The 13,876-nt window shown below is 58.7% G+C and carries 15 protein-coding genes and 1 other RNA gene; 6 read left to right on the plus strand and 10 right to left on the minus strand.

Features of this window, described 5'->3' with window-relative positions; genetic code table 11:
• Positions 1-271: 271 nt before the first annotated feature.
• Both rnpB and rsmI read right to left on the minus strand, forming a co-directional pair.
• Positions 272-624: RNase P RNA component class A (gene rnpB / locus AB4O40_RS12460), an RNA gene on the minus strand.
• Positions 625-699: 75 nt separating this feature from the next.
• Positions 700-1,605 carry a 16S rRNA (cytidine(1402)-2'-O)-methyltransferase gene (rsmI, locus tag AB4O40_RS12465; RefSeq protein ID WP_177336479.1) on the minus strand — a complete coding sequence of 302 codons (906 nt, stop codon included), beginning with the start codon at positions 1,603-1,605 and terminating at the stop codon, positions 700-702.
• Between the two features lie 176 nt (positions 1,606-1,781).
• Between rsmI and AB4O40_RS12470 the strand changes: the two genes are divergently transcribed.
• The 4 genes from AB4O40_RS12470 to AB4O40_RS12485 all read left to right on the plus strand — a co-directional run bounded on the left by AB4O40_RS12470 (position 1,782) and on the right by AB4O40_RS12485 (position 5,228).
• A complete protein-coding gene (locus AB4O40_RS12470) occupies positions 1,782-3,593 on the plus strand; it encodes a penicillin-binding protein activator (protein WP_056726228.1) in 1,812 nt (603 codons plus the stop codon).
• Complete coding sequence (locus AB4O40_RS12475; RefSeq protein WP_008045939.1) at positions 3,593-3,955, plus strand: YraN family protein; 363 nt, start codon at positions 3,593-3,595, stop codon at positions 3,953-3,955. The genes AB4O40_RS12470 and AB4O40_RS12475 overlap by 1 nt, the downstream gene beginning before the upstream one ends.
• A gap of 104 nt (positions 3,956-4,059) precedes the next feature.
• Positions 4,060-4,653 (plus strand): phosphoheptose isomerase, encoded by a 594-nt coding sequence (locus tag AB4O40_RS12480; protein ID WP_007972584.1) that lies wholly within the window; start codon positions 4,060-4,062, stop codon positions 4,651-4,653.
• Positions 4,650-5,228: a BON domain-containing protein gene (locus AB4O40_RS12485; RefSeq protein ID WP_056726229.1), complete on the plus strand. Its 579-nt coding sequence runs from the start codon at positions 4,650-4,652 to the stop codon at positions 5,226-5,228. Before AB4O40_RS12480 ends, AB4O40_RS12485 begins: the two co-directional genes overlap by 4 nt.
• 50 nt (positions 5,229-5,278) lie before the next feature.
• Here AB4O40_RS12485 and AB4O40_RS12490 read toward each other — a convergent pair whose 3' ends face one another.
• From AB4O40_RS12490 to rplM, 7 genes are all read right to left on the minus strand, one after another.
• Positions 5,279-5,692, minus strand: a complete 414-nt coding sequence (locus tag AB4O40_RS12490) for a ClpXP protease specificity-enhancing factor (RefSeq protein WP_007998247.1) — start codon at positions 5,690-5,692, stop codon at positions 5,279-5,281.
• Positions 5,693-5,708: 16 nt separating this feature from the next.
• Positions 5,709-6,326, minus strand: a complete 618-nt coding sequence (locus AB4O40_RS12495; RefSeq protein ID WP_007972581.1) for a glutathione S-transferase N-terminal domain-containing protein — start codon at positions 6,324-6,326, stop codon at positions 5,709-5,711.
• 150 nt (positions 6,327-6,476) lie between these two features.
• Complete coding sequence (locus AB4O40_RS12500) at positions 6,477-7,259, minus strand: cytochrome c1 (RefSeq protein WP_056726230.1); 783 nt, start codon at positions 7,257-7,259, stop codon at positions 6,477-6,479.
• The gene (locus AB4O40_RS12505) at positions 7,259-8,470 is read right to left on the minus strand and encodes a cytochrome b (RefSeq protein WP_008045954.1); all 1,212 of its coding nucleotides are present in this window, start codon (positions 8,468-8,470) and stop codon (positions 7,259-7,261) included. Before AB4O40_RS12505 ends, AB4O40_RS12500 begins: the two co-directional genes overlap by 1 nt.
• Positions 8,470-9,063 (minus strand): ubiquinol-cytochrome c reductase iron-sulfur subunit, encoded by a 594-nt coding sequence (gene petA, locus AB4O40_RS12510; RefSeq protein ID WP_046041913.1) that lies wholly within the window; start codon positions 9,061-9,063, stop codon positions 8,470-8,472. Before petA ends, AB4O40_RS12505 begins: the two co-directional genes overlap by 1 nt.
• 268 nt (positions 9,064-9,331) lie before the next feature.
• A complete protein-coding gene (rpsI, locus tag AB4O40_RS12515; protein ID WP_003228056.1) occupies positions 9,332-9,724 on the minus strand; it encodes a 30S ribosomal protein S9 in 393 nt (130 codons plus the stop codon).
• Between the two features lie 14 nt (positions 9,725-9,738).
• Entirely contained in the window at positions 9,739-10,167 is a 429-nt protein-coding gene (rplM, locus tag AB4O40_RS12520; protein WP_007917032.1) for a 50S ribosomal protein L13, read from the minus strand.
• 245 nt (positions 10,168-10,412) lie between these two features.
• Between rplM and AB4O40_RS12525 the strand changes: the two genes are divergently transcribed.
• On the plus strand, positions 10,413-11,453 hold the full coding sequence (locus AB4O40_RS12525; RefSeq protein WP_056726231.1) for an NADP(H)-dependent aldo-keto reductase: 1,041 nt from the start codon (positions 10,413-10,415) through the stop codon (positions 11,451-11,453).
• Between the two features lie 109 nt (positions 11,454-11,562).
• On the opposite strand, the gene AB4O40_RS12530 is transcribed toward AB4O40_RS12525, so the two are convergent.
• A complete protein-coding gene (locus tag AB4O40_RS12530; RefSeq protein ID WP_046041911.1) occupies positions 11,563-12,699 on the minus strand; it encodes an acyl-CoA dehydrogenase family protein in 1,137 nt (378 codons plus the stop codon).
• Positions 12,700-12,920: 221 nt separating this feature from the next.
• Between AB4O40_RS12530 and AB4O40_RS12535 the strand changes: the two genes are divergently transcribed.
• Positions 12,921-13,841, plus strand: a complete 921-nt coding sequence (locus AB4O40_RS12535; RefSeq protein ID WP_177336483.1) for a GlxA family transcriptional regulator — start codon at positions 12,921-12,923, stop codon at positions 13,839-13,841.
• Positions 13,842-13,876: the final 35 nt, after the last annotated feature.

A 13,876-nucleotide genomic window follows, 5' to 3' on the forward strand; every position in this document is an offset into this window, starting at 1 on the left:
GCGCCCACCACACCGTCAAGGCGCGGAGTAAAGGAAAACCCTTACAGAACTGAGATTTAGGAGCATTAACGGAGAGGTAACGAGAATCCGGCAGATGAAACTGACCAATAACTTGAATCAGCACAGAAGGCTGCGTTCGAAAGTTAAAGTAATTTATTAAGAGTAAGATTTTTTTGGTATTACAAAAGAGGTTCTGCGGATGATTGTGTAAGGAGGGAAATTGCTATCACTTGCCCCCCTGCCTGATGATTCAAGCAGAGGAAAGAAAAAGGTGGAGAGTCGATCTGTAAGCCGGGTTCTGTCTTGAACAGTCATTCGTCTACGATGGCCATCACTGGACATCTTTAGCAACCTACCCGGTCCCAGCGCGGGCCACGCCTTGGGACCCTATTTGGTCTTGCTCCAAGTGGGGTTTACCTAGCCACGAACTGTTGCCAGACGTGCGGTGCGCTCTTACCGCACCTTTTCACCCTTACCGGCGCCGAAGCGCTTAGGCGGTTATTTTCTGTGGCACTTTCCGTAGGCTCACGCCTCCCAGGCATTACCTGGCACTTCGCCCTATGGAGCCCGGACTTTCCTCCCCCCCTAATTTTCATAGAGGGCAGCGACTGTCCGATCGACTCTCCGCCGCGAAGGTTACCGGCAGAGCGCCTGAAGAACAAGCACCAAGCGCCATAGAGCACGCCTGTGCGTCGGGTTTTACTCGCCCTTCTGCTGATCCAGCGCGATCTGGTACAGCACATTCTTTCGCTCGCCGGTGATTTGCGCCGCCAAAGCCGCCGCACGCTTGAGCGGCATTTCTTCGAGCAACAGGTTGAGGATGCGCATCGCCTCGCTGCTGACGGTGCCTTCCTCCTCGGGCGCGGACCAGCCCGCCACCAGCACCACGCACTCGCCACGCTGCTGATTGCTGTCCGACTCGACAAACTCGCGCAGCTCAGCCAACGGCAGCCCCTTGAGAGTCTCAAACGTCTTGGTCAGCTCACGGGCAAGCAGCGCCGGGCGCTCGGGACCGAACACCAACTCCATGTCCTGAAGGCATTCCAGGATGCGATGCGGGGCCTCATAGAAGATCAATGTACGAGGCTCTTCCTTTACCTGCTCGAGACGCGCACGCCGCCCCACCGCCTTGGCCGGCAGAAAACCTTCGAAAATGAATCGGTCGGAAGGCAGCCCGGCCGCCGACAACGCCGCAATCAATGCGCAAGCACCCGGAACCGGCACCACACTGATGCCCGCCGCCCTGGCCTGCCGTACCAGGTGATAACCCGGATCGGAAATCAGCGGCGTCCCGGCATCCGAGATCAACGCCACGCTGTCACCGGCAAGCAGGCGCGTGATAAAGCGGCTACCTTCATCACGCTCGTTGTGCTCATGGCAGGCCGCCAATGGCGTCGAGATGCCGAAATGTTGCATCAAGCGCTGGGAGTGACGAGTGTCTTCCGCGGCAATCAAGGCCACTTCGCGCAGAATCTTCAGCGCCCGCGCACTGATGTCATCCAGGTTGCCGATGGGCGTCGCCACCACATAAAGCGAGCCAGCAGCGGAATTCAAAGCACCTGGAGCAGTCAAAGCGCACACCTCATGATCGGTAAAAGTCGCCATTGTAGCGCGTAGCGAGACTCTCGAACCCGTAAGCAAACAAGGTATCGGTGACCGTTTGTGCGCTGGCGCAACATTTACACCAGCTAAATTGATCGATTCACGCCAGTAACATCGCGCCCCGGCCAGTGCTTGGGTACAATTCCACGCTAATTTGATCGAGTATCAGGAACGCTTACATGATCGCTTGCCTGCGGCTGTTATCTGCCCTCTGCCTCGCTGCCTTGCTGGCGGCTTGCGCCAGCTCGCCCTCGTCCAGCCTTGGCGAACTACCACGGACACCGGATGCCAGTATCGAGCAACTGCTTGAGAAGGCCTCCCAAAGCAAATCACCGGAAGATGCTGCCTTGCTGCGCTTGAGCGCTGCCGACCTGGCCTATCGCCAGGGCAATGCCGGCCAGTCCGCGCAAATCCTGCAACAGGTTCCTGTCGAACAGCTCAAGCCGGCCCCACAGGTTTTCGCCAACACCCTGGCGGCTGAACTGGCCATGACCCGCAATCAGCCCAAGGCCGCGCTGGCCGCCTTGAGCCATCCGAGCCTGCAGTACTTGAGCGAACTGCCCGACGAACAACAGGTCCGCACCGGCACCGTTCACGCCCGCGCCCTTGAAGCCGATGGCCAGACCCTCGCCGCCGCTCGCCAGCGCATTTTCATCGCCCCGATGCTCGAAGGTGAAGCCGCAAGCAAAAACCATGAAGCCATCTGGACCCTGATCGCTTCGCTACCGACCGATCAGTTGCAGCCAAACACCACCGACGATCTCGGCGGCTGGATGGCCTTGGCACTGGCCGTGAAATCCGCCGGCACCCTGGAGCAGCAACAGGCCGCCATCGACAACTGGCGCGCGCAGAATCCGAAGCACCCGGCAGCCAAACAATTGCCGCAGCCACTGACCCAACTCAAGGAGCTGGCCAGCCAGCCCCTGAACAAGATTGCCCTGCTGCTGCCTCAGGACGGCCAACTGGCCTCGGTTGGCAAAGCGCTGCGCGACGGTTTCATGGCCGCTCACTACCAGGCCCAGCAGGCCGGGCAGAAACCACCCGCCATCGAGTTCTATGACAGCTCGCGCCTGACGTCCATGGACGAGTTCTACCGCAAGGCCCAGGCCGATGGCGTGCAACTGGTCGTCGGCCCGCTGGAGAAGCCGCTGGTCAAACAGCTGAGCACTCGTCCGCAGTTACCGATCACCACCCTGGCGCTCAATTACAGCGAGGGCGATCAAGGCCCGGCGCAGTTGTTCCAGTTCGGTCTTGCCGCTGAAGACGAAGCCCGCGAAGTGTCGCGCCGCGCTCGCGCCGACGGCCTGCATCGCGCAGCCATCATGGTGCCAAAAGGTGAATGGGGCGACCGCGTGCTCAAGGCGTTCAGCCAGGATTGGCAAGCCAATGGCGGCACCATCGTCGCCACCGAACGCGTCGACCAGCCGGTCCAGTTGGCCCAGCAGATTGCCGACATGTTCCAGCTGCGTCAGAGCGAAGGTCGCGCCAAGAGCCTGCAAAGCACCGTTGGCTCGCAAGTGGCCGCCCAGCCATCGCGCCGCCAGGACATCGAGTTCATTTTCCTCGCCGCAACGCCGCAACAGGCCCAGCAGATCAAACCGACCCTGAACTTCCAGTACGCAGGTGATGTTCCGGTCTACGCCACCTCCCACGTGTTCAGCGCCAGCGGTGACGTCAACCAGTACAACGACATGAATGGCATTCGCTTCTGCGAGACGCCATGGTTGCTGGACGCCAACGATCCACTGCGCCGCCAGGTCACTGCCCAGTGGCCACAAGCCGCCGGCAGCCTGGGGCGCCTGTATGCCATGGGTGTGGACGCCTATCGCCTGGCACCACGCCTGGGCCAGCTCAAGTCACTGCCGGACAGCCGCATCGACGGTGAGTCGGGCAGCCTTGGCATGTCTCAGAGCCAGCGGGTCGTGCGCCAGTTGCCATGGGCCGAGTTCGTCAATGGCCAGGTTCAGCGCCTGCCGGACACCGCTCGCTGATGCCCGACAGGTCACGCCAGCAAAGCGGCAAGGATGCCGAGCGCCATGCGCTCGAGCATCTTCAACAACAGGGTCTGCGCCTGCTGGCGCAGAACTGGTTGTGTAAACGCGGCGAGCTTGATCTGGTCATGCTAGATGGCGATACAGTAGTATTCGTTGAAGTCCGCTACAGAAAAAACACTCAATGGGGTGGCGCGCTCGATAGCATCGATGAGCGCAAACGGCAAAAACTGATTTTCGCCGCGCAATATTTTCTTCAGCGCGAGCCGCGCTGGGCCAATTCCCCTTGCCGCTTCGACGTGATTGCCATCGACAGCAACCTCGATCAGTTGAATTGGCTACAGAATGCCTTCGACGGCTGATCGCCGGCATTGCGAACCGGACACTATCACCCAACATTTTTGCTCTTTGCTTTGCGGGCTGCACATTCACGTGCCGAACAGCCGCGCTACTTAAGGTCACACAGATGGACATGCAATCGCGAATTCGCCAGCTTTTTCAGGCCAGTATCGACACCAAGCAACAGGCGATGGAAGTACTTGCACCGCACATCGAGCAAGCCAGCCAGGTCATGGTCAACGCCCTGCTCAACGAAGGCAAAATGCTTTCCTGCGGCAACGGCGGCTCTGCCGGCGATGCCCAGCACTTCTCGTCCGAACTGCTCAATCGCTTTGAGCGCGAACGCCCGAGCCTGCCGGCCATCGCCCTGACGACCGACAGTTCGACGATCACCTCGATCGCCAACGACTACAGCTACAACGAAATCTTCTCCAAGCAGATCCGTGCACTCGGCCAACCGGGCGATGTGTTGCTGGCTATCTCCACCAGCGGCAACTCGGCCAACATAATTCAAGCGATCCAGGCCGCACATGATCGCGAAATGATTGTCGTAGCATTGACGGGGCGTGATGGCGGCGGCATGGCGTCGCTCCTGTTGCCCGAGGACGTCGAGATTCGCGTGCCGGCCAACGTCACCGCTCGTATTCAAGAAGTCCACCTGCTGGCGATCCACTGCCTTTGCGACTTGATCGACAGCCAATTGTTCGGGAGTGAAGAATGACCCCTAATCGCCTTGGCCTACTGGCCTTGACCCTGTGCCTCGGCATCAGCGGCTGCACCTCGGTGGTGACTGCCAGCCGCGAAGCACCGATTGAAGATGACCGTGGCACTCGCACATTGGGCAGCAAGATCGACGATTCCCTGATCGACACCAAGGTTGGTGTGAACGTCGCCAAGGCCGACCCGGCCCTGGATAAGGATTCGCACATCGTCGTCACCAGCTTCAACGGTGTCGTGCTGCTCGCCGGGCAAACGCCACGCGCGGACCTCAAGGCCAAGGCCGAACAGGCCGCCGCCGCCGTCCAGCGCGTGAAACAGGTACACAACGAACTGCAAGTCCTGCCACCGTCCTCGTTGCTGGCACGCCAGAACGACATCTGGCTGACCACCAAGATCAAGACCCAGATGCTCGCCGATGCGAACATCCCCGGCTCGCGCATCAAGGTTGTCACTGAAAACGGCATCGTCTACTTGCTGGGCCTGCTGACCAAGCAGGAAGCTGCGCAGGCGACCAACCTGGTACAAGGCGTATCCGGCGTGCAGAAGATTGTGAAGCTGTTCGAGTACATCGACTGACCTGCAATCCCACGCATAAAAAAGGCGATCCATCTGGATCGCCTTTTTTATTACTTCACCACTTTCAGACTGGGGCGACCGCTTGGACGCGGCGGCTCACTGTCGGGTGGCGGTAGATCGTCATCCGGTTCGATCTCGTCGTCCTCGCCCATGGGCGACTCCAGATCGAACACCATGCCCTGGCCATTCTCCCGGGCGTAGATGCCCAGGATCGAAGCAATCGGCACGTACAAGGTGTGCGGTACGCCACCAAAGCGCCCTTCGAAACTGACCGCTTCGTTATCCATGTGCAAATGACGCACGGCTTGTGGCGATACGTTCAGGACGATCTGTCCGTCACTGGCAAACCCCTGAGGCACCTGCACCGACGGGTACTCGGAATTGACCAGCATGTGCGGGGTGCAATCGTTGTCCACAATCCACTCATAGAGCGCACGGACCAGATAAGGTCGACTGGAGTTCATAACGGCTCCTTAAGCCTTAGCGCATGTCGCGTTCGACACCAGACAGACTCGCCTGGAAAGCCTCACGCGCAAACTGGCGCTCCATATAATCAAGCAGCGGCTTGGCCGGCCGCGGCAGTTCTATACCCAGAATCGGCAATCGCCAGAGTATTGGCAATAGGCAGCAATCCACCAGACTTTGTTCCTCACTGAGGAAAAACGGTTTGTCGGCAAACAGTGGCGACACACCCGTCAGGCTTTCGCGCAACTCTTTTCGAGCCACGGCACGGGCCGCTTCCTTGGTCCGCGAATCCAGAATCAGGTCCACCAGACCACACCAGTCGCGCTGAATGCGGTGTATCAGCAGGCGACTGTTGGCACGCGCCACGGGATAAACCGGCAGTAGCGGCGGATGCGGGTAACGCTCATCCAGGTATTCCATCACCACAGTCGACTCCCACAACGCCAGGTCACGATCGACCAGTGTGGGCAGACTGCCATAAGGGTTCACCTCAATCAGTTTAGGCGGCTGGCGACCAGCCTCCACGTAAATGATCTCGGCGCTGACACCCTTCTCTGCCAGTACGATGCGCACTCGGTGGGAATAGTGGTCGGCGGGGTCGGAGTAACAGGCCAACCGATTGGTCACGCCCATGGCGATCCTCCTCGCTTGTAGAAATTATCGAAAGCTCAAAAACGAGCGCGCCCAGAGGGCGCCTCCCGTAACGACTGGATCACCAGTTTCGCTACATCTTCAGAGGCGCCCTTGGGCGCGCGCGATTAACAGCAATAGCTTGAAGCTTTATCAGTGCACGTCTTTCCAGTATTCGCGCTTGAGCAGGTAAGCGAAGACGAAGAAGAACGCCAGGTACAACAATACGTATGTACCGATGCGCTGATGTTGCAGCTTAACCGGGTTAGCCGAGTAAGCCAGGAAGGTTACCAGATTCTTGACCTTCTCATCGAACTGCTCTGCAGTCAGGGCACCGCTTTTCGGCACGATGGTCAACTGATCGCACGCTTCATGAGTCAGCGCCGTACCGGTCAGAGGATCATATTGCTTCTTGCCGCCCTCGACGATCTGAACCTGTTTGCAGCCAACCACCTGGCGACCTTGCAGGCCGGCCAGGACGTTAGGCATGCCCACGTTCGGGAAGACCTTGTTGTTCACGCCCCATGGACGCGCAGGGTCTTCGTAGAACGACCTCAGGTAACCGTAGAGCCAGTCGGTGCCGCGAACACGGGCAACCAGGGTCAGGTCCGGCGGCGCTGCGCCAAACCAGGCCTTGGCGTCCGCCGGCTGCATGCCGATGCTCATGTGGTCGCCGATCTTGGCGCCAGTGAACACCAGCTTCTCGAGCATCAACTCGTGGGGAATGCCCAGGTCGTCGGCAACACGCTCATAGCGTTGGAACTTGGCACTGTGGCAACCCATGCAGTAGTTGGCGAACGTACGCGCGCCGTCCTGCATGGCCGCTTTATCGGAAACGTCGATATCGACCTTTTCCAGCTCGGGGCCACCGTGCTCAGCCGCGAAAGCAAACACTGGCAGCGCAGCAAGCATCAATACAGCAAATAGTTTTTTCATCAGCCAGTCACCCTTTCCGGAACCGGTTTGGTCTTCTCGAGCCTGGTGTAGAACGGCATCAGAATGAAGTAGGCGAAGTACAGGAAGGTGCATACCTGCGACAACAGCGTACGCTCAGGGGTTGGGGCCAATACGCCCAGCACGCCCAGGATCACGAACGAGATGCAGAACACCCAGAGCCAGATCTTGCTCAGCCAGCCCTTGTAGCGCATCGACTTGACCGGGCTACGATCCAGCCATGGCAGGACGAACAGCACAGCGATGGCCGCACCCATGGCGATCACACCCAGGAGCTTGTCCGGAATCGCACGCAAGATGGCGTAGAACGGGGTGAAGTACCAGACCGGAGCGATGTGCTCTGGGGTCTTGAAGGCGTTCGCCACTTCAAAGTTCGGCTTTTCAAGGAAGTAGCCGCCCATTTCCGGGAAGAAGAACACGATCGAGCAGAAGATGAACAGGAACACCACCACACCGACGATATCTTTCACGGTGTAGTACGGGTGGAAGGCAATGCCGTCCAGCGGTATGCCGTTTTCGTCCTTGTGCTTCTTGATGTCGACGCCGTCCGGGTTGTTCGAACCGACTTCGTGCAACGCCAGGATGTGCAGCACCACCAGACCCAGGATAACGATTGGCAGGGCAACCACGTGCAGGGCGAAGAAGCGGTTCAGGGTAATACCGGAAATCAGGTAGTCACCACGAATCCACTGGGTCAGGTCGTTGCCGATGACCGGGATCGCACCGAACAGCGAGATGATCACCTGGGCACCCCAGTAGGACATCTGGCCCCACGGCAGCAGGTAGCCCATGAAGGCTTCGGCCATCAGCGCCAGGTAGATCAGCATGCCGAAGACCCACACCAGCTCACGAGGCTTCTGGTACGAACCGTAGAGCAGGCCACGGAACATGTGCAGATAGACCACGATGAAGAACGCCGAAGCGCCGGTGGAGTGCAACAGACGCAGGATCGAGCCGTACTCGACGTCACGCATGATGTATTCGACGGAGGCGAACGCCTCTTCCGCCGACGGGTTGTAGCTCATGGTCAGCCAGACACCGGTGACGATCTGGTTGACCAGAACGAGCAGCGCCAGGGAGCCAAAGAAGTAGAAGAAGTTGAAGTTCTTCGGTGCGTAATACTTGCTGAGATGGTCTTCCCACATTTTGGTGGCGGGAAAGCGCGCATCAACCCAATCCATGAACTTGCTCATCACGCTTTCTCCGTATCGACGCCAATGATAATAATTTCATCGGTCTCATAGGAATGCGGGGGAACTGGCAGGTTCAAAGGCGCAGGCTGCGACTTGTAGACGCGACCAGCCAGATCGTAGTGGGAGCCGTGGCAAGGGCAGAAATAGCCGCCTACCCAGTCTTTACCCAGATCCGCAGGTGCCACTTCGGGACGGAAGGTCGGCGAGCAACCCAGGTGCGTGCAGATACCGATCAGCAGCAGGACCTCGGGTTTGATCGAACGGGTTTCCGGATCAACGTAAGTCGGTTGCGTCGAGTTCTTGGAGGTCGGGTCAGCGAGCTGGCCCTCGATCTTCTTCAGATTCCCCAGGATTTCCTGTGTACGGCGGACGATGAACACCGGCTGGCCGCGCCACTCAGCAATCATCTGCTGGCCTGGCTCGATCTTGCTGACATTCACTTTCACCGGTGCACCTGCGGCTTTCGCCTTGGCACTGGGAAACCATGACCCCACGAACGGGACCGCAGCCCCCACCGCTCCTGCAGCACCCACCACGGATGTGGCTGCTACCAAGAAGCGACGCCGGCCTGCATTCACGCCGTCATTGCTCATTCAGTCCTCTCCCATCAGCTTTGTGGCCTGTTAAATCAGGCGTCTACTAAGTAAAACTATGTACTTATAAAAATTTTGCCGAATGGTAATGAAAAGCCCCAATTCTGACAAGGTAATTACCGGAACCCATCACCCCCAAGCCTTGTAGTATAGGGCGTCTGCGGATGTGGCAAGTTGTCACAGCGCAATTCTTTGATAAATCGCAGACATAAAAAAACGCCCAGCTCCGTGAGGAAACTGGGCGTTCTTTTTTGAACGTGAAAGCGAATTAACGCTTCGAGTACTGCGGACGCTTACGCGCTTTACGCAGACCGACTTTCTTACGCTCAACTTCACGAGCATCGCGGGTTACGAAGCCGGCTTTACGCAGGGCGCTGCGCAGAGTCTCGTCGTAGTCCATCAGAGCACGAGTGATACCGTGGCGGATTGCGCCAGCCTGACCACTCACACCACCGCCGATCACGGTGACGTAGATGTCGAACTTCTCGACAGTCTCAGTCAGCTCCAGCGGCTGACGAACTACCATGCGGGCAGTTTCGCGGCCGAAGAAGTTATCCAGCGAACGGTTGTTGATGGAGATGTTACCAGTACCCGGACGCAGGAAAACGCGTGCGGTTGCGGTCTTGCGACGGCCAGTGCCGTAATTTTGAGTCGCCGACATAATGTACTATTCCGTTAAAACTTCAGTTCTTGGGGCTGCTGAGCAGTATGTGGGTGTGCAGCGCCCGCATAGACTTTCAGCTTACGGTACATGTCGCGACCCAGTGGGTTTTTAGGCAGCATGCCTTTAACCGCGGTCTCGATCACGCGCTCAGGGGCCTTGGCGATCAGCTTTTCAAAGTTGATCGACTTGATGCCGCCCGGGAAACCGGAGTGGGAGTAGTACATTTTGTCAGTGGTTTTAGCACCGGTAACACGGATCTGCTCAGCGTTGATTACGACGATGTAGTCGCCGGTGTCAACGTGAGGAGTGTACTCAGGCTTGTGCTTGCCACGCAGACGGCTCGCGATTTCGGTGGCCAGACGACCCAGGGTCTGACCAGCAGCGTCGACGACAAACCAGTCGCGCTTTACTGTTTCTGGTTTAGCAGTAAAAGTTTTCATTCTTTATAGCCTCAGGGGCCGCCCTGTAAATTAGACGGCGGATCTTACTGAATAGTGCGTACTTTGACAAGTCAAAGGCAGCCGGATACAGACGCTTTCGGGGGCTCGGGTCGGCGCGTCCGTTCAACGGCAAGATTCTTCGGCGGCGGCGCATCACTTCCACTGCAGAAAGAGGTGCGCAATTATGCAGATTGCGAAAAATAATTCAACCTGCTTTTATGATTGTTTTGCCCAAGGAGCACCCGATGGACTATCGCCAGCTAGGCCGAACCAATCTGAACGTGAGTGCCCTCTGCCTCGGAACCATGACCTGGGGCGAGCAAAACAGCGAGGCAGAGGCCTTCGCCCAGATTGAGCGGGCCAAGCGTGCCGGGATCAACTTCATCGACACCGCCGAGATGTACCCGGTGCCACCCAAGGCCGAAACCTACGCCACCACCGAACGCTACATCGGCAACTACTTCAAAAGCCGCGGCGACCGCGGCGACTGGATCCTGGCCAGCAAGATCGCCGGCCCCGGCAACACCATCGACTACATTCGCGATAAAAACCTGCGCCACAACCGCCAGCACATCACCGAAGCGGTGGATGCCAGCCTCCAGCGCCTGCAGACTGACTACATCGACCTGTACCAACTGCACTGGCCGGAACGCAGCACCAACTTTTTCGGACAACTGGGCTACAAGCACAAGATCGAAGCCAACCTGACCCCACTGGAGGACACCCTCGAAGCGCTGGACGAGCAGGTCCGCGCCGGCAAGATCCGCCACATCGGCCTGTCCAACGAGACACCATGGGGCACCATGCGCTTCCTGGCCCTGGCCGAAGCCCGAGGCTGGCCGCGTGCGGTGTCGATCCAGAACCCGTACAACCTGCTCAACCGCAGCTTTGAAGTCGGCCTGGCGGAAATCGCCATCCGCGAACAGTGCGGGCTGCTGGCCTATTCACCGCTGGCGTTCGGCTTCCTGTCAGGCAAGTACGAAGGTGGCGCCCGCCCACCAAAAGGTCGCCTGAGCCTCTACAGCCGCTTCAGCCGCTATTTCAATCCGCAGTCGGAAGCCGCCTGCAGCCGTTACGTGGCCCTGGCTCGCGAGCACGGCCTGGACCCGGCGCAAATGGCCCTGGCGTTCGTCACGCAGCAGCCGTTCGTGACCAGCAACATCATTGGCGCGACGACGATGGAGCAACTGGAGAGCAACATCGGCAGTTTCGACTTGAAGCTGTCGGAGGAAGTGCTGGAAGGGATCGAGGCGATTCACAAGGATCATCCGAATCCGGCTCCATAATTTGTCATGACCACGAAAAGATCGCAGCCTTCGGCAGCTCCTACAGGGTGTACGCCAATTCTGTGTAGGAGCTGCCGGAGGCTGCGATCTTTTCAACCATCAGCGCCAATCAAAGCGACCGCGCAATAATCTCCTTCATGATTTCATTGGTGCCGGCATAGATCCGCTGCACCCGCGCATCCGCCCATGCCCGGGCAATCGGGTACTCCCACATGAACCCGTAGCCACCGTGCAACTGCACACACTCGTCGAGCACCTTGCACTGCAGGTCGGTGCCCCAGTACTTGGCCATCGCCGCCGTCGGCACGTCGAGTTTTCCTTGCAGGTGCAGTTCCAGGCAGCGGTCGACAAAGACGCGGCCGATCTGGATTTCCGTGGCCATCTCCGCCAGCTTGAACCGGGTATTCTGGAAATCCGCGATCGACTTGCCGAACGCCTTGCGCTCGCGGGTGTAGTCCAACGTCCATTGCAGCGCCGCTTCGGCTGAAGCCAGCCCGCCAATGGCCACGGTAAGGCGCTCCTGGGGCAATTCCTGCATCAGGTAGGCAAAGCCCATCCCGGCCTGGCCCAGCAGGTTTTCCTTGGGTACACGCACGTCCTGAAAGAACAGCTCCGAGGTGTCCTGGGCTTTCATCCCGACTTTTTCCAGGCGCTTTCCCTTGTCGAAGCCCGGCGTATTGGCTTCCACCAGAAACAGACTGGTGCCCTTCGCGCCCGCCTTCGGATCGGTCTTGGCGACGACGATCACCAGATCGGCCAGGTAGCCATTGGTGATAAAGGTCTTGGAGCCGTTGATCACGTACTCATCGCCATCGAGCACGGCCGTGGTTTTCACCCCTTGCAGATCGGAACCGGCGCCCGGTTCGGTCATGGCGATCGCGGTAACCATCTCGCCGGACACCAGTTTCGGCAGGTATTTATGCTTCAGCGCCTCACTGCCGTAATGCAGGATGTAGGGCGCCACGATGTCCGAGTGCAGGGAAAAACCGATGCCGGTCAGGCCCAGTCGCCCCACTTCTTCGATCACCACCGCACTGTAGAGAAAGTCCGCTCCCAGGCCGCCGTACTCTTCCGGCAAGTGCGAGCAAAGCATCCCCGCCTCCCCCGCCTTGTTCCACAGTTTGCGGTCGATATAGCCCTGTTTTTCCCATTGCCCATGGAACGGCACCGCCTCTTTTTCGAGGAACGTCCGCACGCTGTCGCGGAAAAGCTCGTGCTCGGAACTGAACAGGGTTCTGGGGATCATGCGGCACCTTTTCTTTGTTTTTAGAATGAGTTGACCTTCAGAGACTAAGCCTCGCTTCCGATACAGGACACTGGACACATCCGACAAAAAATAAGACGATCCAGCCGTCTGGTGACCACTTCCCCCTATAAAAATAAAGTTGAATTATGTCTAACCAAGCCTCCACGCCCCTGCGGCGCGTCAGCATCCTGGCCATCGACCGGGTTTTCGCTTCCACCCTCATGCAAGCCAAGGATTTCTTCCACCTCGCCAGCCTGCGCTACGGCAAACAGCTGGGCCAGGGCCTGACACCGGCGTTCGAAACCCGTCTGGTCAGCCCCGACGGCAAACCGGTCAACACTTTCAGTGATGTGATGATTCCGGTGGACGGCGGGCTGGAAAACGCCGACATCATCGTTCTTCCGGCGTTCTGGGATGATTTCGACAGCCTCTGCAAGCGTTACCCGCAAGTCCTGCCCTGGCTGCGCCAACAACATGCGCGCGGTGCCGTACTGTGCGGCGAAGCCACCGGTGTTTTCTGGCTGGCCGAAGCCGGGTTGCTCAATGGCAAGGAAGCGACCACCTACTGGCGGTTCTTCAATGCCTTCGCCGAACGTTTTCCCCAGGTCCAGCTCAATCAGGACAAGCACCTGACCGACGCCGACAACCTGTACTGCGCCGGCGGCACCACCTCGGCCTGCGATTTGTACATTTACCTGATCGAGCGCTTCTGCGGCGCCAACGTGTCCCAGGCCGTGGCCCGGGACATCCTCTACGAAGTGCAGCGCAGTTATTCACCGGGACGGATTGGATTCGGCGGGCAGAAGCTGCACCAGGACGTGATCATCCTGCAGATCCAGCACTGGCTCGAAGATCACTTCGCCGACAAGTTCCGTTTCGAGGACGTCGCCCGCGAACACGGCATGAGCATCCGCAACTTCATGCGCCGCTTCCAGACCGCCACCGGCGACAAGCCACTGCATTACCTGCAGCGCCTGCGCATCGAAACCGCCAAGGGCTTGCTGTCCGGCAGCCGCAAGAGCATCAAGACCATCAGCTATGAAGTCGGCTATGACGATGCGAGCTTCTTCGCCCGGTTGTTCCGCCAGCACACGGAGTTGTCGCCGAATCAGTATCGGCAGCAGTTTCAGCAGGCTGCGTAGGCCTCAGGCCTAAAAAAATCCCATGTAGGAGCGAG

It is taken from the genome of Pseudomonas sp. S2_F07, assembly GCF_054668325.1.

Excerpts from the sequence above, each read along its gene's own strand:
- rsmI (WP_177336479.1), bottom strand. The coding sequence starts at position 1,605 with ATGGCGACTTTTACCGATCATGAGGTGTGCGCTTTGACTGCTCCAGGT.
- AB4O40_RS12470 (WP_056726228.1), top strand. The coding sequence starts at position 1,782 with ATGATCGCTTGCCTGCGGCTGTTATCTGCCCTCTGCCTCGCTGCCTTG.
- AB4O40_RS12475 (WP_008045939.1), top strand. The coding sequence starts at position 3,593 with ATGCCCGACAGGTCACGCCAGCAAAGCGGCAAGGATGCCGAGCGCCAT.
- AB4O40_RS12480 (WP_007972584.1), top strand. The coding sequence starts at position 4,060 with ATGGACATGCAATCGCGAATTCGCCAGCTTTTTCAGGCCAGTATCGAC.
- AB4O40_RS12485 (WP_056726229.1), top strand. The coding sequence starts at position 4,650 with ATGACCCCTAATCGCCTTGGCCTACTGGCCTTGACCCTGTGCCTCGGC.
- AB4O40_RS12490 (WP_007998247.1), bottom strand. The coding sequence starts at position 5,692 with ATGAACTCCAGTCGACCTTATCTGGTCCGTGCGCTCTATGAGTGGATT.
- AB4O40_RS12495 (WP_007972581.1), bottom strand. The coding sequence starts at position 6,326 with ATGGGCGTGACCAATCGGTTGGCCTGTTACTCCGACCCCGCCGACCAC.
- AB4O40_RS12500 (WP_056726230.1), bottom strand. The coding sequence starts at position 7,259 with ATGAAAAAACTATTTGCTGTATTGATGCTTGCTGCGCTGCCAGTGTTT.
- AB4O40_RS12505 (WP_008045954.1), bottom strand. The coding sequence starts at position 8,470 with ATGAGCAAGTTCATGGATTGGGTTGATGCGCGCTTTCCCGCCACCAAA.
- petA (WP_046041913.1), bottom strand. The coding sequence starts at position 9,063 with ATGAGCAATGACGGCGTGAATGCAGGCCGGCGTCGCTTCTTGGTAGCA.
- rpsI (WP_003228056.1), bottom strand. The coding sequence starts at position 9,724 with ATGTCGGCGACTCAAAATTACGGCACTGGCCGTCGCAAGACCGCAACC.
- rplM (WP_007917032.1), bottom strand. The coding sequence starts at position 10,167 with ATGAAAACTTTTACTGCTAAACCAGAAACAGTAAAGCGCGACTGGTTT.
- AB4O40_RS12525 (WP_056726231.1), top strand. The coding sequence starts at position 10,413 with ATGGACTATCGCCAGCTAGGCCGAACCAATCTGAACGTGAGTGCCCTC.
- AB4O40_RS12530 (WP_046041911.1), bottom strand. The coding sequence starts at position 12,699 with ATGATCCCCAGAACCCTGTTCAGTTCCGAGCACGAGCTTTTCCGCGAC.
- AB4O40_RS12535 (WP_177336483.1), top strand. The coding sequence starts at position 12,921 with ATGCAAGCCAAGGATTTCTTCCACCTCGCCAGCCTGCGCTACGGCAAA.